17 protein-coding genes are annotated in these 22138 nt (G+C 45.7%); 7 read left to right on the top strand and 10 right to left on the bottom strand.

Features of this window, described 5'->3' with window-relative positions:
- Positions 1 to 50 precede the first annotated feature (50 nt).
- Positions 51 to 1064, bottom strand: coding sequence for a homoserine O-acetyltransferase MetX (metX, locus tag CLV59_RS15430; RefSeq protein WP_111592961.1), 1014 nt, complete (start codon positions 1062 to 1064; stop codon positions 51 to 53).
- Between the two features lie 138 nt (positions 1065 to 1202).
- Here metX and CLV59_RS15425 point away from each other — a divergent pair, with 138 nt between their 5' ends.
- The 4 genes from CLV59_RS15425 (at position 1203) to CLV59_RS15405 (ending at position 6142) form a co-directional block, all read left to right on the top strand.
- The gene (locus tag CLV59_RS15425) at positions 1203 to 1622 is read left to right on the top strand and encodes an OsmC family protein (protein WP_111592960.1); all 420 of its coding nucleotides are present in this window, start codon (positions 1203 to 1205) and stop codon (positions 1620 to 1622) included.
- A gap of 17 nt (positions 1623 to 1639) precedes the next feature.
- Positions 1640 to 2821, top strand: a complete 1182-nt coding sequence (locus CLV59_RS15420) for an O-succinylhomoserine sulfhydrylase (protein WP_111592959.1) — start codon at positions 1640 to 1642, stop codon at positions 2819 to 2821.
- Positions 2822 to 3232: 411 nt separating this feature from the next.
- Positions 3233 to 3595, top strand: coding sequence for a hypothetical protein (locus CLV59_RS15410; protein ID WP_111592957.1), 363 nt, complete (start codon positions 3233 to 3235; stop codon positions 3593 to 3595).
- A gap of 33 nt (positions 3596 to 3628) precedes the next feature.
- Entirely contained in the window at positions 3629 to 6142 is a 2514-nt protein-coding gene (locus CLV59_RS15405) for a DUF5686 and carboxypeptidase regulatory-like domain-containing protein (RefSeq protein ID WP_111592956.1), read from the top strand.
- Between the two features lie 551 nt (positions 6143 to 6693).
- On the opposite strand, the gene CLV59_RS15400 is transcribed toward CLV59_RS15405, so the two are convergent.
- Positions 6694 to 7113 carry a response regulator gene (locus CLV59_RS15400; RefSeq protein WP_170137773.1) on the bottom strand — a complete coding sequence of 140 codons (420 nt, stop codon included), beginning with the start codon at positions 7111 to 7113 and terminating at the stop codon, positions 6694 to 6696.
- Positions 7114 to 7648: 535 nt separating this feature from the next.
- Between CLV59_RS15400 and trhO the strand changes: the two genes are divergently transcribed.
- The gene (trhO, locus tag CLV59_RS15395; RefSeq protein ID WP_111592954.1) at positions 7649 to 8671 is read left to right on the top strand and encodes an oxygen-dependent tRNA uridine(34) hydroxylase TrhO; all 1023 of its coding nucleotides are present in this window, start codon (positions 7649 to 7651) and stop codon (positions 8669 to 8671) included.
- 99 nt (positions 8672 to 8770) lie between these two features.
- Here trhO and CLV59_RS15390 read toward each other — a convergent pair whose 3' ends face one another.
- Positions 8771 to 9160: a hypothetical protein gene (locus CLV59_RS15390; RefSeq protein ID WP_111592953.1), complete on the bottom strand. Its 390-nt coding sequence runs from the start codon at positions 9158 to 9160 to the stop codon at positions 8771 to 8773.
- A 189-nt stretch (positions 9161 to 9349) separates the two neighbouring features.
- Between CLV59_RS15390 and CLV59_RS15385 the strand changes: the two genes are divergently transcribed.
- The gene (locus tag CLV59_RS15385; RefSeq protein WP_211323899.1) at positions 9350 to 10141 is read left to right on the top strand and encodes an SPFH domain-containing protein; all 792 of its coding nucleotides are present in this window, start codon (positions 9350 to 9352) and stop codon (positions 10139 to 10141) included.
- Positions 10142 to 10352: 211 nt separating this feature from the next.
- Here the strand turns inward: CLV59_RS15385 and CLV59_RS15380 are convergent, their stop codons facing one another.
- The 7 genes from CLV59_RS15380 to CLV59_RS15350 all read right to left on the bottom strand — a co-directional run bounded on the left by CLV59_RS15380 (position 10353) and on the right by CLV59_RS15350 (position 21364).
- Positions 10353 to 13457 carry an efflux RND transporter permease subunit gene (locus CLV59_RS15380; protein WP_111592952.1) on the bottom strand — a complete coding sequence of 1035 codons (3105 nt, stop codon included), beginning with the start codon at positions 13455 to 13457 and terminating at the stop codon, positions 10353 to 10355.
- Between the two features lie 12 nt (positions 13458 to 13469).
- Positions 13470 to 14783, bottom strand: coding sequence for a carbohydrate porin (locus CLV59_RS15375; protein ID WP_111592951.1), 1314 nt, complete (start codon positions 14781 to 14783; stop codon positions 13470 to 13472).
- Positions 14784 to 14791: 8 nt separating this feature from the next.
- Positions 14792 to 15883, bottom strand: a complete 1092-nt coding sequence (locus CLV59_RS15370) for an efflux RND transporter periplasmic adaptor subunit (RefSeq protein WP_170137772.1) — start codon at positions 15881 to 15883, stop codon at positions 14792 to 14794.
- A gap of 4 nt (positions 15884 to 15887) precedes the next feature.
- On the bottom strand, positions 15888 to 17165 hold the full coding sequence (locus CLV59_RS15365; protein ID WP_111592949.1) for a TolC family protein: 1278 nt from the start codon (positions 17163 to 17165) through the stop codon (positions 15888 to 15890).
- Between the two features lie 101 nt (positions 17166 to 17266).
- Entirely contained in the window at positions 17267 to 18637 is a 1371-nt protein-coding gene (locus CLV59_RS15360) for a sensor histidine kinase (RefSeq protein WP_146616209.1), read from the bottom strand.
- A gap of 3 nt (positions 18638 to 18640) precedes the next feature.
- Entirely contained in the window at positions 18641 to 19330 is a 690-nt protein-coding gene (locus CLV59_RS15355; protein WP_111592947.1) for a response regulator transcription factor, read from the bottom strand.
- Between the two features lie 66 nt (positions 19331 to 19396).
- Positions 19397 to 21364 carry an ABC-F family ATP-binding cassette domain-containing protein gene (locus tag CLV59_RS15350; protein WP_111592946.1) on the bottom strand — a complete coding sequence of 656 codons (1968 nt, stop codon included), beginning with the start codon at positions 21362 to 21364 and terminating at the stop codon, positions 19397 to 19399.
- Positions 21365 to 21477: 113 nt separating this feature from the next.
- On the opposite strand from CLV59_RS15350, the gene CLV59_RS15345 reads away from it, so the two are divergent.
- Positions 21478 to 22065, top strand: a complete 588-nt coding sequence (locus CLV59_RS15345) for a DUF3347 domain-containing protein (RefSeq protein WP_111592945.1) — start codon at positions 21478 to 21480, stop codon at positions 22063 to 22065.
- Positions 22066 to 22138: the final 73 nt, after the last annotated feature.

Below are 22138 nucleotides of genomic sequence, written 5' to 3'. Positions count from 1 at the left end.
TAAATATAAGTAAAAATTAGTAACCAAAAACCTTCCCCTGGAAATATTCGTTAGAACCAGTCCTGCAGGATCTTTCCGATTTTTTCGAATTCTATGAGGAACCCATCATGACCGTACGGAGAGTCAATTTCATGGTAGGTTGCTTGTGGAAGATGATGTGCCAGGAATTGTTGTTCTTCCGGCGGGCATAAGATATCGCTGGTGATGCCAATGAGCAGTACCGGGATGTTGATATGGGAGAGGGAGACCGTAATATCCTCATGACGGCCACGGGCAATGTTATGGCTGTCCATCGCCTTTGTGAGCAGCCAGTACGACTGTGCATTAAAGCGTTTTACAAGTTTATCGCCTTGGTAGGTGATATAGGAAGACGCGCGGAAATGATCCGTCTTTTCCTTATCCGGGTCGGATTGAGTGCGTACGAAAGTCTGGTAATTCCGATAAGTCAGCATGCCAATGGCTCTCGCCGCTTTGAGTCCTTTATGGCCGGCATGGGGCGTATCTTGTTCCCAGGTGTGATCTGCTTCGATCGCTAATCGTTGGGCCGTATGAATAGCTATACCCCAGGCGCTTTCAGCGGCGCCGGTGCAAAGCAGGAATAATTTACCGATGATTCCTGGCTCTGTCAATGCCCATTCCATGGCTTGGTAACCGCCCATAGAGCCACCCACCAATAATTGGATATGTGGAATCTGGAGGTGCTTTCGCAGTAACATATGCGCCTGAACCATATCCCGAACAGTAACAGCAGGGAAGTGGCGATACCAGGGCTTGCCGGTTTTCGGATTTTCAACAGAAGGGCCGGAGCTGCCATAGCAGGAACCCAGGATATTTGCACAGACAATGAAGTGACGAGAGGGGTCAATCACCTTACCTTCACCCACCAGACCAGTCCACCAGTCGGCCACATCGCTGTTGGCCGTGAGGGCATGACATATCCAGACCACATTACTGCCATCCGGCAGCATGGAGCCGTAAGTATGATATGCGATTTGTAATTCCGGTAATGTTTCTCCGGATTCCAGCCTGAATGTTTCCTTACTGTGAAATACCTTTGCCGACAACGATTTAAAATTTTCGCAAAACTAAGGTTTCAATCATTAAAAATGCAATGAAAATTCAGAAGCCCCTGTAGGTAAGGGTTTGAGGTGGCTTTGCAAGATGATGATGAATAGTTATCTTTGAAGTAGAAAATTATAGTTATGAAGATAGCATTACAAAGAATAGACGACGGATTCAATATGGAAGCAGTAGATGAAAACGGCCACAAAGTGCTGATGGATTCTTCTGTAGAAAATGGGGGTAAAAACAATGGCGTAAGACCAATGCAAATGATCGTCATGGGTCTTGGTGGCTGCTCTGCCATCGATGTGGTAATGATCTTGAAGAAACAACGCCAGGAAGTCACTGATTTTCGTATTGAAATTGAAGCAGACAGAGAAAAGGGGAAAGAACCTTCTCTCTGGGAGAATGTACACCTGGTATTTCATTTGTCTGGTAATATCGATGCGGATAAGGCTGCACGTGCTGTTGAATTGTCTATGAACAAATACTGCTCTGTAGCTGAAACACTGCGCAGAGGCAATACACGGCTTACCTGGGAAGTGAAACTGAACGCCTAACTATAGAAAAACCGAGCATGCAAGACAATCAATACCAACCGGAAACCAATGCGGTAAGAATTCAGACGGCCAGAACTGACCAGATGGAGCATTCTACCCCTATGTTCCTGACCTCCAGCTTCTGCTTCGATGATGCAGAAGAGATGAGAGCTACTTTCGCAGATGAAACGGATTTCAATATTTACAGCCGTTTCAGCAATCCCAATGTAGACGAATTCGTCAACAAAATGGTAGCGCTGGAAGGCGCAGAAGCGGGTTATGCTACCTCTTCTGGTATGAGCGCAGTATTTGCCAGCTTTATGGGGCTGCTGCGTGCCGGCGATCACCTGTTGTCCGCCCGCTCCATATTTGGTTCTACCCACACAGTAGTGACAAAATTCCTCCCTAAATGGGGTATTGAATACAGCTATTTCGACATGAACGATCCTGCTGGTATCGAGGCGATGATTAAGCCTAATACCAAAATGATTTTCGTGGAAACCCCTTCCAATCCTGGTCTGGAAATCATAGATCTCGAATTACTGGGAAAGATTGCTGCCAAACATAATATCATTCTTAACGTTGATAATTGCTTCGCGACGCCAGTCTTCCAGCGTCCGATTACCCTCGGCGCTCACCTGGTAACCCATTCGGCCACTAAGTGGATCGACGGACAAGGCCGCGTACTTGGTGGGGCCATAGTTGGAAAGAAAGAACTTATCAAGGATATATATACTTTCTGTCGTAGTACAGGCCCTGCGATGTCTCCATTCAATGCATGGGTGCTCAGCAAAAGTCTGGAAACGCTCTATGTTCGCATGGAACGCCACGGCCAAAGCGCACTGGCAATTGCGGAGGCACTAGAAGGCAATCCGCATCTCAGTGCAGTGAAATATCCATTCCTGCCTAGTCATCCGCAATATGCTATTGCGAAAAAACAGATGACCGGCGGCGGTGGTATCGTATGCTTTGAACTGAAAGGCGGTATCGCCAGCGGCGTGAAATTCCTGAACGCCCTGAAACTGTTGTCACTCACTGCCAACCTCGGAGACTCCCGTAGTATTGCCTCTCATCCGGCCAGTACCACCCACGCCAAACTCACCGATGAGGAAAGAGCAAACGTAGGTATAACGCCAGGGCTTATACGAATTTCCGTAGGCCTTGAAAATGTGAAAGATATCCTCGCTGATATTCTCCAGGCACTGGAAAGCAGTAAATAATATGAGCAATTGATTGTTTCACGCAGAGCAGCAAAGGGGCAAAGCAGCAAAGAGATTGTTGCGGAGATAGGCAATTGATTGTTTCTCGCAAAGGGCGCAAAGGGCAAAGGGGCAAAGGATTATGTTTTGTTGTTTAGTTAAGACCGCAAATTTTTTTGGGTACTGTTTTGGAATCATATAGGATTATTAAAAGTATCGTGAGATAGTACTTTAATCCTTTGCGAGCTTCTAAAACAAAACATGATAAACAAACAACAAAACATAATCCTTTGCTCCTTTGCGCCCTTTGCGTGAAACTGCAAAACACCTTCTTTGCTGCTCTGCTGCTTATGCTGCTCTGCGAGCAAAACCTCCCTGCTCTGCGAGCAAAAGTAATCCGCATTGCGAGCAAAAAAATCATATATTCGGAGCATGAAATCCTTCGCCCATTTTTTGCTCATCCTTATCCTGGCCTATGTGGCAGGAATGACGCTTCCCTGGTGGAGCGCACCCTTAACGGCTTTCCTGATAACTTTACTCTATCCGCTAAGACCCGGAAAGTCATTTTTCTCTTCTTTCAGCGCTATATTTATCCTGTGGCTGGTACTGGCATTCTATCAGGATATCCGCAATGATCATCTGTTGGCCAATCGTATGAGTATTACTATTCTCAAGGTGAAAAGTGCGCCTTTGATGGGGGTAATAAGTGCACTGATAGGCGGACTTACAGCCGGTTTTGCAGGACTAACGGCAGCCTATATACGTAGTCCAAAACAAACGGCAAGCGCTGCCTGATAAATTCTGAATGTTCGCTCTAATCTTAGAATAATGAGATGCTTGTTTTTATGGCTAACCATCCTGGTTAGCTTTTCTGCATCAGGGAATACCCTGAAAGGGATTGTCATGGATGACCATCGTCAGCCATTGCCCTATGCCACCGTCATGATAAAAGGAACTACCAGCGGCACTACCACTAATGCCGCTGGGCATTACCAGTTGGAACTGCCAGCCGGAGATTATGTGATCGTCTGCCAGTATATGGGTTTTAAAAAAACGGAGCATAAAGTTACGCTTTCATCGCCGGTACAGGAACTGGACTTCCAATTGGAGCCCATTAGTATGCAGGTGAAAGAGGTAGTGGTGAAAGCAGGAGGAGAAGACCCTGCCTATGCCATCATCCGGGAGGCGATCAAGAAAAGACATTTTTATCAGCAACAGGTAAAGGAATTCAGTTGTATGGCATATACGAAAGGGACCTTGCAATCGAAACAAGCTCCCAATCGGTTATTTGGCCAGAAAATAGACAAAGTGGATATGGGAGTGGACAGTGCAGGAAAAGGCGTACTCTTTCTTACCGAAACCGTCAGCAAAGTAGGCTACCGCTATCCGGATAAAATGAAACTGGAAGTGATCAGTTCCCGCAAAAGCGGGGGAGGAATGGGTTTCAGTTTTCCGGCATTTATCAGTTTCTATGATAATAACGTAGAAGCAATTGCGACGCAATTGGGCCCCCGTGGCTTTATTTCACCGATTGCGGAGAATGCGCTCAACTTTTATAAATACCGACTGGAAGGCTCCTTTATCGAAGATGGGAAAAATGTATACAAGATAACTGTCATCCCTAAACGAAAAATGGAACCACTGTTCTCTGGATCCATTTTCATCACGGATGGCGACTGGCGCATTCATAGCACAGATCTGCTGCTGACACCGGAATATCAACTGGAACTGATGGACACACTGGAAATCCGCCAGACGCACGTGCCTGTGAACAGAGATGTCTGGAGAGTAAAAGACCAGGTCGTACATATCGCCTTCCAGAAATTCGGATTCAAAGCAGTAGGTAACTTTGTAAGCGTATATTCCGAATACAATCTGCAACCCCATCTTCCGGATAAGTACTTTGATAAGGTGGTCATGAAGCTGGATTCCGCTTTTGATAAAAAGCCGGTTACCTATTGGGATAGCATCCGCCCCGTGCCATTGGAAACGTATGAAGCGCAGGATTTTCATACCCGCGACAGTGCAGCCAAAGCTAACCGCGATAGCGCTGCCAGCAGGTACAGACTGGATTCCATGCAACGCAAACAAGGCCCGGTGAAAGTGATGGATGTACTTTGGAATAATGTAAGACATAACTATTTCTTCCATAGAGATAGTTCCATTGTATACAATACCTTTTATATGAAGTCGCTTTTGAAAGCGCTGAAGTATAATACCGTAGAGGGTTTGGTGTTGGCTTTGGAACCATCCATGGTGTTCAATACTGGAAAGAATGAAGCCTTGAGAGTATCGCCTTTTGTGCGATACGGATTAAGTAATACACACCTCAATGCTGGGCTGGGACTCGGTTACAGCAATGAAGGGCGACTCTTCCACAAATTGGGACGAAACGATTTCCAATTGTCTGGAGGGAAGCGTGTCTCCCAATTCAATCATGATAACCCCATTGATAATATCACCAACGAATTCTATACGCTCATCCTGCGGGAGAACTACATGAAGCTGTATGAGAACTGGTTTGCCAGAGGAAGTTACACGCGTACATTTCAAAATAACTACCGCCTGACACTCAGTGGAACGTATGAAAATCGGATTCCGTTGGAGAACACGACCGACTTCAGCATCTTCGGAAGCAAGAACAAGCTGTTCCTCCCGAACCATCCTTATGAACTGGCCAGCGTACCTTTTGAAAGACATAGTGCAGTGGTATTGGGAGCTAGCTTCCATTTTCAGCCGGGCCAGCGGTTCATAGAGCTGCCGGACAGGAGAGTACCATACGGTTCCAAAGCGCCTGTTTTTGAAATTAGCTATGCCAAAGGGATTCCGGGTATCGCCAATAGCGTCGTGGATTTCGACAAATGGAAGGTGGGCATTGAAGATGGCATCAACTTAAAACTATTTGGTGAATTCAAGTACCATGTCACCTTCGGCGGATTCCTCAACAGCAAGGATGTAGAGATCCCCGATTACCAACATTTTAATGGCAACCAAACGTTCTATACACTAAAGTACCTGAACAGTTTCCAACTGGCTCCCTATTACTTGTATAGCACCACGGCTTCTTTCTATACCACAGCAAATGTGGAACACCACTTCAACGGCTTACTGACGAATAAAATTCCTCTCTTCAACCGACTGAAATGGAACCTGGTGGCAGGTGCAAATGCATTCTATGTAAATGGCGATAATAACTATTTAGAGCTGTTTGCAGGATTGGAGAACATCTTTAAAATTGCCCGTGTAGACGTGATTGCAGGCTACCAGAGTAAGGATAATACACGTGTAGGCGTACGCGTTGGGTTTGGCGGCATCCTGGGTAGTTTGCTGAAACCGAATTAACAGAAAATACTGGAAATAAAAAGTCGGGAAGATCTGTGCCTGGGGCGCGGATTTTTCCCGACTTTTTTTTGTGAAAGACGCCGTTGTGAAGGGGCCTATTTGCCTTTTTTAACTTTACGGCTGGCGCCACTGTCGAAGTAATACGCTAATAACCGATAAACCCAAATTCCAACGATAGCGTACAAGAAGTAAGTAACATAATGACTCATGACATAACATTTTTGGGTTAAACAATAATCTTCTCGAACCTTTATTCAAATCAAATGCCAATCGGGGTGTCTTAACTTTAAGCTAAAGTTATATACAATAATAATCAAATAGTTAGAATTCAATAAATAACTTTTTCACAGTTTATGAACATTTAAACGGTAGATATTAAGGTAAATTCGTATCTGATGATCCAGCTTATTCACTATCCATGGATCACACATAGATGTTATCTGTAATGGGTACATCAAAAAAAATGGGAGAAAAGACTAAAAAAAATCGACAGCTAGTAGAGACCAGCCGTCTGTCAGTATTTACGTTTTATACTTTATGAAATATTAAGTTTAGACGCGGTGTTCTACCTGGGTAGAAGTAAGCGCAATAATTTTGACCAGTAAGGAAGGGATATCTTTTGAATTTTTTACGAGATAGGCTGCTGCACCGGCTTTCCGACATTTGTTGGCTATCTCGCCAATACCGGCGGTAGCGTAAACGATAATGGGAGCGGAACAGCGATTGCGGATGGAGGCCACCAGCTCTTCAACACTGGTGGGGTCCCAGAAACTGTCCAGGATTATGAGATCGTAGTTGTGGTGGTGCAACAGTTGTAGCGCACTGTCCGCATCCTGTTGCAGGTTTACACTAAAATGTACACGTTCCAGCGCACTTTTAAATGCCTGCCCGAATACAACGTCGCTATCAATTACTAAAACATTTTTGCTGCTGATTTGCTGAAATCTGCCGGAGTACAGTGCGGGGTCCATACACATGATTTTGGTTCGCAGAACGTCCCGGCAAAAAAATAAGCGCGGGACTCTTACATTCACCGATCGTTCAGGAGCCCGTAGGATGGCAGAAGGACGTGGCAAAGAAGAGCCCGCGCTAATAGCACGAGCTTTACCTTCTCCTCGTTTCCTTCTTTGAAAATTTCCTACGTTTCCTGAAGACGAGTTTAAAAGAATCAGCTTCAATCTTTTAAATTGGAGCTGCAAGATAGCAATTTAATGCATAACAGCAGTACTCCAGATAAAATCTGATCCGATTAACCTAAAATTAACGATAAATACTCAGATGTTATCATATCTGGATAAAAAAATCTATATCCACTGCGAAATAATCACATGATATAAGGGTTTATGATATATATCAGCTTTTTCTTCCGGTAAATTGACCTAATTTTGCATCCTGCTGCAAATGGAATTTTAAGTTGCAGTTTTTATTAAGATAACTTATTGATATTTAATTGGTTATCTTGAAATTTTGTTCACCAGGCAAGTGTCCTAAAAATTTCAAGTCCTAATGGCTTTACACAACAGAGTTTCTGCAGCGGAACTGAAAATTAAGCTGCAGGAAGAAACATTCAAACGCATTACCGTTTCTTTCTATCAGTATGCGAAAATAGAAGACCCACAAGCTTTTCGCGATGCACTCTACACCGACTTGTTTAAACTGGATGTCTTCGGACGCATTTACGTGGCCAATGAAGGAATCAACGCCCAGATCAGCGTTCCGGAACATCATTTAGAAGCGTTCCGTGATGCCCTCTACAAAGTGAGCTTCCTCAACGGCATCCGCCTCAACATCGCTGTAGACGATGACGGTAAATCCTTCTATGTACTGAAAATTAAAGTACGCGAGAAAATCGTTGCAGACGGTATCGAAGACCCTACCTTCGACATGGACAACAGAGGTCAATACCTCAACGCTGCGGCTTTCAACGAAATGGTAGATACCTCAGAAACCATTATCGTAGATATGCGTAACCACTACGAATATGAAGTAGGTCACTTCGAAGGCGCTATAGAAGTTCCTTCTGATACTTTCCGCGAACAATTGCCAATGGCAGTAGATATGCTGAAAGACCAGAAAGACAAGAACATCATCATGTATTGCACCGGTGGAATCCGCTGTGAGAAAGCATCTGCATACATGTTGCATAACGGCTTTAAGAACGTATATCACCTCGAAGGCGGTATCATTGAGTACACCAACAAAGCTAAAACAGCAGGATTACCTGTTAAATTCAAAGGCAAAAACTTTGTGTTTGACGACCGTCTCGGTGAGCGCATTACAGAAGATATCATTTCAGAATGTCACCAATGCGGCAAACCCTGCGATACGCACACCAACTGCCTGAATGATGGTTGTCACCTCTTATTTATTCAGTGCGAAGAATGTGCCGCTAAATATGATGGCTGCTGCAGTGAGGAATGTAAAACAGTACATGCATTACCTGTGGAAGAACAAGCGGAACTCCGCAAAGGCGTGGAGAAAGGACTGATGTTCAACAAATCCAGACGAAGAAGAAATAAAGTAGAATAATACGCTCTCAGCAAAACGCTGTTGGCAATAAATAAAAAGAATGGATGGACCTCACAGAGCTCCATCCATTCTTTTCGAAACCACCACTTCAATTAGATTTTACTGAAGTGTAATCCCGTAATATAGTTTTATCTGTTCCTGATACAGCTCTTCGGTATGGCGTAACAACGCGCGCTCCCACCAGAATTCTCCTACTCGCGCATCAACGGTCAATGCGCTGAAGGTTTTATCTGTTTCATGGATGGCAGCTTCAAAGTCTTGAAACGATGGATAGACACGCATCTCCGTACGATGAAACACAGGTTCTATCATTGTTCTGAAAATGACCCCCTCGTCAAAATCAAAGATGGACCCGTTGTATATTCCCTGGCATCCCTGTACAAAATCCTTCCAGAATTTGGCAATGACTTCAGGAGTATCCTGATCGGCATACCCCCAATTCAATTCGTGTAATGCTACTTTAAACTGATGCAGATAATTATCACTCATACTTCCGGTTTAGTATCATAAAAGTACCTTAAAATCAGGACACATCCCGCATCGGAGCTAAACTATCCATTATCCTGTTTGTTTAATTAAAAGGGCATATACCTAAAAACAGCCTGGAAGGAGGTAATGAAAATGAGGAGCAAAAACATATTTCCTACTGTTATATTCTTTATCATCTTTATTGCGATTATGGCGGTGACCTATTGGAGCACGGGTCTGAAATCTGCCAGTAGCGCATTTGTCATCGTACCAGCCCTGATTATTGCAGCACTCGTATCAGCCGCTATCAAAATAGCAGATCCATGGGATAGGGCAGTGGTACTGCGTTTGGGAAGGTTCGTTCACTTACGCGGACCCGGTCTCTTCCTCATCATTCCTGTTATCGATACGATCCCTTACTGGATTGATACCAGGGTGATCACCACATCATTTAAGGCAGAAAAAACATTAACAAAAGATACCGTCCCCGTGGATGTAGATGCCGTGCTGTTCTGGAAAGTATTGAATCCAAAGCAGGCGGCGCTGGAAGTGGCCGATTATATGAATGCTATTAGTTGGGCCGCACAAACAGCTCTCCGCGATGTTATCGGTAAAACCTTACTGGCAGATATGCTGGAAGGTAGAGAAAAGATCAGTGCGCAATTACAACAAATTATTGATGAACGTACCGAACCATGGGGCATCCGGGTAAATTCAGTAGAGGTCAAAGATGTACTGATTCCGCCTTCGCTGGAAAATGCGATGTCTATGCAGGCACAGGCAGAAAGAGAAAGGCAGGCGCGCGTCATCCTGGGGGATTCAGAACGTCAGGTGGCAGAGAAGTTTGATGAGGCAGCCCGTACTTATGCGGATAACCCTACAGCATTACATCTGAGAGCGATGAACATGCTGTATGAAGGACTTAAACAAAACGCGACCATAGTTGTGGTACCTAGTTCTGTAATCGATACCATGCAGTTAGGAGGACTTCCTAAAAAATAAAAAACCACCCCGCGTGGTTTCTTCTCGGCGGGGTGGAGCGACTGAGTCTTTTACAGCGGGCTGGAATTCCGGCCCTTTCTGTACTGCGACCCATTCTATCAACCTATATGCGAACTAAAAATGTTTCCCGAAAAGTCAATGGCGCAAAGAAATATTTACTAGTAATCCTGACATCTTTGCGCCTTTGACTCCATTGCGTCTTTGCGTGCAACTACGCAGCTTTCGGGGCAGTTCCTTTTCTATATGCGGTATAGAAGATGATCGGGAATACCAGCAGCGTCAATACAGTCGCTGTGATCAATCCTCCAATCACTACTATTGCCAGCGGTTTCTGTGTTTCTGATCCAATACCATGTGATAATGCTGCTGGTACCAGACCAATAGCAGCCATCAGCGCGGTCATTACCACCGGACGGATACGACTCTGTACTCCCAGTCGGATGGCATCATTGAGCGTCATCTTCTGCTCCAGATTCTTATGGAATACCGAGATCAGAATCACTCCATTCTGTATACATATACCAAATAATGCAATGAAACCAACACCGGCAGAGATACCGAAGTTCATGTTGGTTACATGCAATGCGAGGATTCCTCCAATCAATGCAAATGGTACGTTCATCAACACCAGACCCGCGTCTTTCACATTACCCAACATAATAAACAGCACCAGGAAGATGGCTACAATACTGATGGGTACTACTTGTCCAAGACGTTTGGTTGCGCGCACCTGGTTCTCAAATTCACCTGTCCAGCCAATGCTATAGCCTTTAGGCAGCTTAATCGCTTTGCTCACATGTTCCTGCGCTTCCGCAATGGTGCTACCAAGGTCACGGTCACGAACAGAGAATTTAACCCCAATGAAGCGCTTGTTCGTATCCCGATAGATGAATGCCGGACCAGTGATAGTCTTGATTTCAGCAATCTCTTTCAGCGGCACTTTATTGCCATTGATAGTTGGCACCATCAGGTTGGCAAGATCATCTTCTGTTTTACGATAGTTTTCATCGTAACGGATACGTATATCGAATTTCTTTTCGCCTTCATACAGCTGAGTGGCTGTTTTACCACCAATAGCCATTTCAATTACAGCCTGGGCATCACCGGTAGATACGCCATACTGCGCCATCTTATTATCATCCAGGTTGATGCTCATTTCAGGCTGACCAATATTACGGATCACACCAAGGTCTTTGATACCCTGTACATGTTTCAGCTGTGCTATTACCTGTTGTGATAAAGCTTCCAGCTTCACCAGGTCGTCACCAAATATCTTCACCCCATTGGCGGCTTTGAAACCGGCCACTGCTTCAGATACGTTATCACTGATAGGCTGGGAGAAGTTCAGGATAATACCCGGATACTTTCTCAGTCGGCCTTCCATTTGCGCAATCAATTCATCCTGTGTAATCTTGCGTTTCCAGTCTGCCTTCGGCGCCAGGTCTACCTGGTATTGTACAAAGTAAAATCCGTTAGGGTCTGTACCATCATTGGAACGACCTACCTGAGAGAGTACGCGTTTCACTTCAGGGAATCCGCCCAGGTCCTGACGGATATCTCTGGCCATTTTCACGCTTTCTGTGAGCGACATACTCATAGGTAATTCTGTTGTTACCCAGAGGGAACCTTCATTCAGCTGCGGCAGGAACTCTGTTCCAAGGAATTTGGCAGACATGAATACCAGTACCATAAAGGCCAGCGAAGCGATCAGACTCAATCGCTTGTTGCGATAAGTCCAGCTGAACCCATTCGTAACAATGCGGTCGAAGAAATTCACCACTATGTTGTTCTTCTCTTTTACATTTTTGTTCAGGAGAATGGAACATAGTACCGGCACCAACGTAAGGGTGAACAGCAAAGCGCCCAGCAATGCAAATCCCAGTGTCCAGGCCAGTGGCGAGAACATTTTACCTTCTACTTTCTGGAAAGAGAAGATGGGTACAAGGGAGATGATAATAATGAGTTTGGAGAAGAAGATTGCTTTTGCAAGATCACCGCCGGTTTGTTTTATCCAACCCAGTTTGGCCATCTTGTTAAACCGCTCCATCCCATATTTATGGGCTTTATGATCCAGCATTACAAATATCCCTTCCACCATTACGACGGCTCCATCTATGATGATACCGAAGTCGATAGCGCCCATAGACAGCAGGTTCGCGCTCATGCCTTTAATACGCAGACACATAAACGCAAACAGTAATGCCAGCGGGATGATAATGGATACGATCACGGTTGTCCGCCAGTCGGCCATGAAGATGAATACAATCACCGTCACGAAAATGATACCTTCCAGCAGGTTATGCATTACGGTATGCGTACAGAACTCCATCAGCGTATCACGATCATAGAACGTAACCATTTTGATGTCGTCCGGAAGTACTGTTTCATTCAGCTCTTTCAGCTTTTCTTTCAGACGGCCGAGTACTTCGGAAGGGTTTTCACCTTTACGCATTACTACGATGCCTTCTACGATATCGTCTTCCTTGTCGAGCCCCACCTGGCCTACGCGAGGGGCGGAGGACTCATGCACATTGGCGAGGTCCTTTACCAATAAAGGCACGCCGTTGATACTTTGTACGATGATATTCTGGATATCCTGGATGCTGTTAAGTAAGCCTATACCGCGCACTACGTATGCCTGGCCGTTCTTTTCAATCACGTCTCCACCAACATTCACGTTACTCTTGTTAACCGCCTGGTAAAGCTCCAGTGGCGTGATATCATATTTTGCCAGTCGTACAGGATCTGCGGAGATCTCATAGATTTTTTCCTGGCCGCCGAATGCAACGACGTCGGCAACGCCAGGTACACTGCGGATTTGACGGTCTATCACCCAGTTCTGCCAGGTGAGCAGATCCCTGGAGTCTCTTTTCGGACTTTTCAGGTAATAACGGAAGATCTCGCCGGTAGGGCCATACGGAGGTTGTACTTCCGGATCGGCGCCTTCTGGCAGACTCACTGTAGCCAGCATGTTGTTGACCTGCTGACGCGCGAAGAAGTCCTCCACATCGTCGTCGAAAATGATTCTAACTACAGACAGCCCAAACATGGTCACAGAACGCACGCTGGTTTTGCGTTGTACAGCGTTCATAGATACTTCGATAGGCAGTGTTACGAAGCGTTCCACCTCCTGGGCGCTACGGCCGTTCCATTTGGTAACGATTACGATCTGGGTGTTGGTCACATCCGGAAATGCTTCGATAGGCGTATGTACGAAGGAGAATACTCCTGCGATGATCAGTGTTATTACCCCGATAAAAACAAAGAGTTTGTTTTTAAGGGAGAATGCCACAATATTTCTGATGAATTTGTTCATAATCCTGTTTCTTTAGAATGCCACTCTTGTTCTGATTCCAAAAATATTTACCGGTCCGCGGTCTTTATTGTAACCTGGGTTGAGTACAAATTGGTAGTCGGGAGTGATGGCCAGATGGAGTTTAGAGATATTCCAGCTATAGTATAACTCCAGAATGCCTTCATGGCCATAGTTCAGTTGTCCATCCCCGAGCATAAAGCCATAACCGCCAGCGGCCAGGTATTTCTGATGATCCCGGGAGATGCCATTCACCACGATTGCCAATCCCACTCTATCTTGCGGCCGATGCCAGCGGTTTCCCGCCTGTACCCATCCTGCGCTGATGGTTTGGTCAATTTCTGTGAAGGCCCATGTCTGGTTATGGCCATCGTTCCAGGAAGCCTTGAGGAAAGCGCCTCCGTCGTCGGTGAACTCCTGGTCCATATTGATACCGAAACCATATTTGGTGTGACCGTTGCGGCCTACAGCATCTACATCCGGCGTGTCCACTGCTACGCGGATCGCTTCCAGGTAATTCCCCATGGCGGCCTGGTTAAGGAAGGTCATGAAACGGATATTCCCTTCATGCTTACCATGGAGTTGGTGCGTATGCGTTACTTCCGCCATCCAGCCATTAGACCTGCCATAGTTGTAGTTCAGGTTGGGGCCATTGGCTTCCGTCGGTTCCAGTGAAGACGCTGCCTGTACCATCCAGTTATCCTTGCGGTATTGTAAGGTTACGGCCATTGTATAACCTCTTACATCTGCAGGATAGTCCCAGGCTGCATTGTTCATCAGTCCCCAGTTTAGAAACTGTGTTCTCGGATCATGGCTGTAGTTGTTCAGGTCGAAATAGTCGGCCAGACAGTATTTACCAACAATGAATCGGAGGTAATGCATAGGTGTGGTACCTGCTACGTTATTCTGGTCATCGTCATCGGTTTCCACTCTGGTGGTAAACGGTAACGTATACACGCCGAATGCCCTTGCGAGGTAGATCTTCGGCGTAGGATCGCCTACGCGGAAAGTTTCTCCGTTAGGGAATCCTGCGATACCTGTCGCTTTGCTCAAACCCTTACCTCCGGCGAGTTCCGGGTTGATGAACAGTTCCAGGTTTTTCACTGGACGAATCCCTGCGTATATGGTACTGGTAATGGAAGTGGCACTCGGCTCATGCGTTAGAAAACTGTTCTGGCCAGTATATTTGGCCGAAAAGTCGGGATGCCACTGGGTTACCAGCGTTTGCTGAAAGTGAAAAGTGTAGGGGAGCAGCGAGTCTTTCTTTTCTTGCGCTGATCCATGTAAGACGCCGAGAGACAGTAGTCCGACGGATAAAATCTTCTTCATGCGGACGGTTAGTCTTTAAGTGCGTCGTAAATAAGCAGCTGATTTTTGGAGATTACTTTCTCATCAGGCTGAAGGCCTGATTGGATGTAAGTGATATCTCCGGAGGATTTGGCTACTTCCACCTGTCTTACAGAAATGTTGAATTTATCTTTGAATACCAGTACAAAGTTTTTGCTGTTATCGAAAATAACGGCAGCAGAAGGAACGGCTATTTTCTCGTCATTATCTTTGTAGGTAACGTATACTGTCGCAAACATTTCCGGTTTCAGTTCCATTTTTTTGTTATCGAGACTGATGCGTACCTGCATGGTTTTGGTAGCAGGGTCCAGGAAGTTATAGATCTTGTCGATACGGCCATGGAAGGGCTGATCAGGGTAGCTTACTGTTACTACGCTGGCATCATAGCCTTCTTTGATTTTCGCGATATCTGTTTCGAACACATTGGCCATTATCCACACATCATCCAGTTCGGAGATGGTGAAGATATTGGAGCTGTTATCGGTACGGATCTCCATGTTATTATTGATGTTCTTTTCAATAATATATCCGGAAATCGGTGCAGTTACCAGGTAGGTGGCGCCTTTCCCTTTACGGTATATTTTAAACAGATCGTTCAGTCGGGTGATTTCTGCATTCGACTTAGCGAGATCGCCTTTAGCGTTCACGACATCTTTTTCAGTGGAGAGGCGGCTGTCGTACAGGTCCTGAGCCACTTTCAGGTTTTTCTCGGCAACGCCCTGATCGGAGCGGGCTTGTGCCAGTTGTTTTTCATAGTCTGCGATTTCCGCACTATGAATCACTGCCAGTACCTGACCTTTCTGAACGTAATCGCCCAGTTGTACTTTGATATCCTGTACATAGCCACTCACCAGCGGATATACTTTCAGTACTTTACCGCCGTTAGGAGTAACCTTTCCGGATAAACGAAGTTGGTTCTGCACCGGTTGTAAACGGGCGGTGTCGATACGAATATTTTTGAGCATGGTATCGCTGAGAACGAAAGTGCTTTTCTCTGTATCTTCCGCCTGGGTGTGTTTGCATCCACTCCATATAAACGCTGCCAGCAGCGAAAACCCGATGAATAATATAGGGCGCGTCATGTGCTTAGTTTTTAAATAATTCTTGTCCTGTTGCATAGTTGAGTTCTTCGTATGCATTAACCCTGTTAGATAAAAATTTGTTGATATTTTTTGCGTTGTCGCTATAGCTGTTGAAGTAGTCGATAAACTGTAACAGGGAGATGTTTCCCTTTCTGAAATTCTTGGCTACTTCGGCTATCAGCGTATCGAACTCGTTCTGGAACTGATGCAGATCAAAGTCTTTATAACGCTTTTCCAGCTGTATAATGCGGTGATAGGCATTCAGTACTTCTGTCTGTGCTATATTCTGCTGCTGTTGGTATTGCGCGGCTTCGCTTTTCATGGCGTATTGCGCGGAGCGGATATTGCCCTGGTTGCGGTTCCAGAGTGGGAGGTCAATGCCTACAGTCAGACCAATAAAGTTGTTGACATAACTACCTTGTTTGTCGTAGGTAGCGCCTACGTGCAGATCCGGTACAGCGAGGGATTTTTGTAAACGGTAGTTCAGTTCGGCGCTTTGATACTGCAATGCAGCTACTTTCACATCCGGACGGTTCTGGGTGGCCGTTTCCATCAACTGTGGCAGTTGGATATGATCCAGGCTGTAATGGGCCAGGTCTGCGGGTTGCAAACTGGCCACATAGAAGTCCTGGCTATGGAGTAACTGTTGTAGGTTTTTCTGAGATTCCAGTTCTTCCTGCTTCAGGTCCGCATAATCGTTTTCAAGTCCCACCTGGAGGGCTTGTAGTCTCACTAAATCAGCATGTGCAACAGATCCTTTCTTATCGGCTTCCGCATATGCGTTGACGATAGTTTGCAGATTGCCCAGCTGTTCTTTCAGTACTTTCCCTGATTGCTGGTTGTAGTAAATATTGTAGTAATTCTCGCGCAGTTGCAGCTTTAAAACCCGTACCAGTTCATCGAAGGTGGCCTCATTCATTTTGCTGGCGGTAGCGGCCAGTTGAATGTTCTTATTACGTTTGCCTGCCAGCTGAATCAACTGATCGATGTTGTACGAAGTTTCTCCATCGGAGCCTACTCTGAATGGCTGCACATGATCTGTACTTCCAAAACCCAGTACGGCGCTGAAATTGGGGTTATCCCAAATTTTGGCCTGTCTGATAAGCGCTTTGGATGCATCGATTTGATATCGTTGTGCGAGTAAAGCATAGTTCCGGACGAGGAAGGAGTCTTCCACCTCCTGCAATGTAATAGGTGTTGGCTGAATCTGAGCCCTGAGAGGTTGTGTAAAGCCCAAGCCAATAGTGCATGCTGATATTACCAGCATCCTGAATGTTCGCATATAGCCCAATTTGATGGGACAAAAATCTTAAAATGAGATTAAAGCCACCTTTAACCCGTATTAAAAACAGATTAAAATCAAATTAGTTGACTGAAATGCAATTACATCATATGCGGTAAAATGACCGTGAACGTGGTGCCTTCATTCGGTGTGGAGGTAACGGTGATATGCCCTTTGTGTATCTGTACAATCTTTTTACAGATAGATAATCCCAGCCCGTGGCCCCGTGTCTTCTGTACATTCTGACCTCTGTAAAAGGGCTCAAATATCTTATTCAGTTCATCCACGGGAATGCCAATTCCTTTATCCCTTACCTGCACCATGATGTATTGCGTATAGAAGTCAATACTAATATGTGCGGTATTGTCGCGCGAGAATTTGCAGGCATTGTCCACCAGGTTAATGAAAAGAATTTTCAAAAGGGACTCATTCCCGAAACAGGTGACCAGCAGGTCGTTGTCGGGGAGTTTGTTGAATTGAATATCGATTTTGCTTTCCTTTTGCTTCAGGCGGATCAGGTTGGCCATATCCATCAGCAGTTCGTCTATGCGTACATTGGAGAACACGAATTGCTGCACCCTCATTTCCGACTGTGCCAGTTGGAGCAAGCCATTGGTGAGGTCCGTCAGACTTTCAGCATCTTCCAGTACGGAGTTTAGTACGTCCTGGTATTCGCTGGCATTGCGTTCTTTGGAAAGCGTTACCTGTAACTGGCTGATAATAGAGGCGAGGGGAGTACGCAGTTCATGGGAAGCATTGCTCACAAAGCTTTTCTGCAAATCGAAGGAGTCGCTGAGTCGCTGCAACATGGTGTTGAAGTTGGCTGCCAGCTTGGCGATTTCGTCTTTCCCTTGTACGGCCACCTGGCGGTCTTGCAGGTTGTTGGCGTTGATACTGTCTACTTCCTTCACCAGTTTATCGATTGGCTCCACCATTTTCCGGGCGAAGAAATAACCAACGCCTATCAGCACAATAATAGCGGTTGCCAGCTCCAGGAGCAGGATCTGGCTAAGATTGGTCAGATTTTGATATCCATATTTATCAAAGGAAGACACGATGACGATAACAGAGACTTCGCCCTCTGTGTAATAAATGCCGACTACCTCTCCGTTACCTTTCTCATAACTGTAGGATTTATTCACTTTGATGTAATCGAGCAAATTGCGGTGGGTGCGAATGGTCGTGTCTTTCAGATTGCTGTACAGCAGATCGTAATTGGGATTATATACGAGGATGGCTTCCTTGTAAAGGTCCTGAAAGGTAGTACGGTCCAGCTTTCGGAGCAGGTCCACTTTTACGTGGCCATCTTCAATAATCACGTTGGCGATAGACCGGGCACGATATTCCAGTCTTTCCAGGTATTCCGCTTTGCGGGATTTGGAAGAGAAATAATAGGCCAGTACTGCAAATATCATCAGCATCAGGGTCGCTGATGTGGTGTAGTAGAGCGCTATTTTGTATTTAATCTTCAAGACTTACTGTTCTTCAGAGAGATAATAACCCATACCGGTTTTGGTATGCAGCAGTTTATTGTCGAAGTCTTTATCAATTTTTTTGCGGAGGAAGTTCATATATACTTCGATCACGTTAGTACCGGTATCGAAGTCGATATCCCATACCTTTTCTGCGATAGTGAGTTTGGAGATGACTTTCCCTTTGTGCAGTGCCAGGAATTCCAGGAGCTGGTATTCTTTCGCTGTGAGGGCGATCTTGCGGCCTGCGCGGGACACTTCTTTTTTCTCGCGGTCGATTTCGAGGTCGGAGATGGTAATTTTATAGTTGGTACCCTGCGCTGTTTCTGCGCCGGCACGTTTGAGGAATACGCGGATGCGGGCCAGGAGTTCCCGGAAATCGAAGGGTTTTACCAGGTAATCATCTGCGCCCAGTTCAAATGCCTGCATTTTATCTTCCATGCCGCCCAGGGCTGTCAGCATGATGATAGGAATGCGGATATTTTTGGCACGGATGACTTCACAGAGCTCATAACCGTTGCTGTGGGGGAGATTCAGGTCCAGGATGACCAGATCATAATTATTACTAACGACGAGGCTTTTGCCCATGCGGCCGTCGTAAGCCAGGTCAACATCAAAACCATTTTCTTCCAGTCCTTTCTTAACCGCATTGGCCACTTTCACTTCATCTTCAACAACAAGGATTTTTTGCATGAAAATGTAATTTTTTTTGAAGGTGCAGAAAAAGCCGGCAGGGGTAGCTGCCGGCTTTCAGTAATATTAACTCATCAGCGATGCTTCCAGCTGCATGATTTTCTCGAACAGCTCTTCGTATTGCTGATTGGCTTTTTCCAGGAATTTCAATACATCGTTGTATTCACTTTCCACGGAAGCGAATTTATTCTTGTCGCCGTAGATATCTGGGTGACCGAGACTGGCTTCCAGGTCTGCTTTGCGGACTTTGAGGTTAGCCAGTTGACCTTCTACGTTGGAAAACTGTTTTTGTTGTTTTTGCAGTTCCCTTTGTACTTCCTTATTGATAGCGCCTTTTTGGGCTGCCGGTTCCTGTTTTACTTCCTTTTTAGGTTGTTCAACAGTGGGAGTAGGGCCGGGGCTTGGTTTGGCGGCAGGTTGTGGCGCGTTATTGGCGGCCATGCGTTTTTTCCAGGCTTCCCATTCTGCATAGGTTCCTTTGAACTCTTTGATTTCGCCATCAACGATTTCCCAGATTTTGTTGGCGGTCTGGCTTACAAAGTAACGGTCGTGCGATACGAGTACCAGGCTGCCTTCATATTTATTGAGCGCATCAATGAGCATCTGTACAGAGTTCATATCCAAGTGGTTCGTGGGCTCATCCAGCATGAGGAAGTTGGCCTGACCGATGATGGTCTTTGCGAGTGCCACACGGGCTTTTTCACCTCCGGAGAGGATACGGATTTTCTTGAATACGTCGTCTCCGGTGAAGAGGAAGCAGCCCAGTAGTTGGCGGAGTTCCAGTTCTGTTTTACCGCTGCCGCAGTTTTTCAGTTCGTCGAGGATTTCGCTGTTCAGGTCCAGGGATTCCAGCTGGTGCTGTGCGTAGAAGCTGGTGATCACGTTGTGGCCTGGTTGGTTTTCCCCTTCATGTGGTTCCACGCCTGCGATGATACGGAGGAGGGTGGATTTACCTTTACCGTTGGCGCCGATGAGGGCGATTTTATCACCACGGTTGATTTCAGCGTTGGTGTTTTTCAGGATGACATTACTCCCGAAATTCTTGCTGATATTGGTTAAGGTAGACAGAATTTTACCTGGCATTTTTTCCACGGTGAAGTTGATCCTGATTTTGGAAGGACCGTTGTCTACCTGTTCAATTCTTTCCAGTTTATCGAGTCTTTTGGCGATACTCTGTGCCTGCGCGGCTTTGGAGGCTTTAGCCTTAAAGCGTTCGATGAAGCGTTCCTGCTGGCGGATGTAATCCTGTTGGTTCTCGTAGGCGCGTTGCTGCATTTCGCGGCGCAGTTCTTTTTCAACTTCGTAGTCGGAATAGTTACCTGCGTAGTGGTGCAGCTGTTGCTGATACACTTCCACGACACCGTTCACCATTCTGTCCAGGAAGAAGCGGTCATGCGAAACGATGATCACGGCTCCGTTGTAGCCGGTCAGGTAGCGCTCCAGCCATTCGATGGAAGGAAGGTCAAGGTGGTTCGTAGGCTCATCGAGCATGAGTACATCCGGCTGTTGCAAGATCAGACGGGCCAGGAGTACGCGCATACGCCATCCTCCGGAGAACTGGCTGTAAGGACGATCCAGGTCGGCGGTGCTAAAACCTAAACCTTCCAGTACCTGGGCGGTTTTGTGTTTCATATTATAACCGTCGAGCGACTCAAACTCATGAAGTTTATCACTAAATTCATGGAGGAGTTCCTCGGTTTGGTTATGTTCCAGTTCCTGGGTAATTCTTTCTATATCTTTTTCCAGTTCCAGGGCTTTACCGAAGGCCATCATACCTACGATCAGGATGGATTCATCTGTTTCAAAGCTAAGGAGGTCCTGGTTGAAGAAACCAATGGTAAGGTTTTTACTTTTGTTTACGCTTCCTTTGGAGACAGAATATTCACCATTAATGATACGAAGGAGGGTGGATTTACCCGTACCATTCAGCCCGATCAGACCAATACGGTCGCCGGGTTCAATATGCCAGGAGGAATCTTCCAATATCACCCTGGAACCAAACTCAAATGTAATATCCTGTAAAGCGATTAACATAATCTAAGCAAATAGTTAAAATAAACGTGCAAAGTTACTGATAATAAGCATAATTCACAGATTATAATCTCTATGAATACAATTCTTTAGTTTTGTTTAACAAATTAGTAATTATGAAATTAAAAATATATGCATCTATAAGTGCATTGGTATTGACATCCGCCCTTTTTTCCTGCCAGCAGCAGGCGCCTAAAACGGAGGAAGCGGCCCAGCTGCCTGTTGCTGCTTTACAAGCGCCGTACAGTCAGGTATGGTATGACTCCCTGAACCAGGTGATGACTGCTTATTACAGTCTTTCTGCCGCGATGGTAAAAGCGGATACTGCGGGCGCTACAGTAGCCGGGCAGGCTTTGAAGCAGCATGTAGATAGTTTGCCTTATATTCAACTGCAAATGGACAGTGCCCATCTGGCGAATTTATCCGGCATAGGAGGGAGTATCAGTGCGGAGTTGGTAGGATTACAGGGAGAAACAGGTATTGAAGGGAAAAGGGAAAGTTTTCAAATGGTCTCCGACATGCTTTTTGACCTGGTGAAAGCGACCGGATTCAAGGGCCATACCGTCTACCGGCAATTCTGCCCGATGGCATTTGACGACAAAGGCGCCTATTGGTTAAGTGAAACGAGGAAGATTACGAATCCTTATTTTGGGGCAAAAATGCTGGATTGCGGCTCTACCAACGATTCCCTGATATATAAGTAAGATTTTGAATACTGCGTTCCCGTCGCTGTTTTTCATATTATTTTACGAAAATTAACATATATAATTTGCATTT

It is taken from the genome of Chitinophaga dinghuensis (assembly GCF_003259435.1).
GTDB classification, from domain to species: Bacteria; Bacteroidota; Bacteroidia; order Chitinophagales; family Chitinophagaceae; genus Chitinophaga; species Chitinophaga dinghuensis.
The sequence above is the reverse complement of the archived record's forward strand: the minus strand, read 5'-3'. Positions and strand labels throughout refer to the sequence as shown.

Coding starts and splice junctions, on each gene's coding strand:
- CLV59_RS15380 (WP_111592952.1), bottom strand. CDS start 13,457: ATGAACAAATTCATCAGAAATATTGTGGCATTCTCCCTTAAAAACAAA.
- CLV59_RS15420 (WP_111592959.1), top strand. CDS start 1,640: ATGCAAGACAATCAATACCAACCGGAAACCAATGCGGTAAGAATTCAG.
- trhO (WP_111592954.1), top strand. CDS start 7,649: ATGGCTTTACACAACAGAGTTTCTGCAGCGGAACTGAAAATTAAGCTG.
- CLV59_RS15345 (WP_111592945.1), top strand. CDS start 21,478: ATGAAATTAAAAATATATGCATCTATAAGTGCATTGGTATTGACATCC.
- CLV59_RS15400 (WP_170137773.1), bottom strand. CDS start 7,113: ATGGACCCCGCACTGTACTCCGGCAGATTTCAGCAAATCAGCAGCAAA.
- CLV59_RS15370 (WP_170137772.1), bottom strand. CDS start 15,883: ATGACGCGCCCTATATTATTCATCGGGTTTTCGCTGCTGGCAGCGTTT.
- CLV59_RS15355 (WP_111592947.1), bottom strand. CDS start 19,330: ATGCAAAAAATCCTTGTTGTTGAAGATGAAGTGAAAGTGGCCAATGCG.
- CLV59_RS15385 (WP_211323899.1), top strand. CDS start 9,350: ATGGCGGTGACCTATTGGAGCACGGGTCTGAAATCTGCCAGTAGCGCA.
- CLV59_RS15365 (WP_111592949.1), bottom strand. CDS start 17,165: ATGCGAACATTCAGGATGCTGGTAATATCAGCATGCACTATTGGCTTG.
- CLV59_RS15425 (WP_111592960.1), top strand. CDS start 1,203: ATGAAGATAGCATTACAAAGAATAGACGACGGATTCAATATGGAAGCA.
- CLV59_RS15375 (WP_111592951.1), bottom strand. CDS start 14,783: ATGAAGAAGATTTTATCCGTCGGACTACTGTCTCTCGGCGTCTTACAT.
- CLV59_RS15390 (WP_111592953.1), bottom strand. CDS start 9,160: ATGAGTGATAATTATCTGCATCAGTTTAAAGTAGCATTACACGAATTG.
- CLV59_RS15350 (WP_111592946.1), bottom strand. CDS start 21,364: ATGTTAATCGCTTTACAGGATATTACATTTGAGTTTGGTTCCAGGGTG.
- CLV59_RS15405 (WP_111592956.1), top strand. CDS start 3,629: ATGAGATGCTTGTTTTTATGGCTAACCATCCTGGTTAGCTTTTCTGCA.
- CLV59_RS15410 (WP_111592957.1), top strand. CDS start 3,233: ATGAAATCCTTCGCCCATTTTTTGCTCATCCTTATCCTGGCCTATGTG.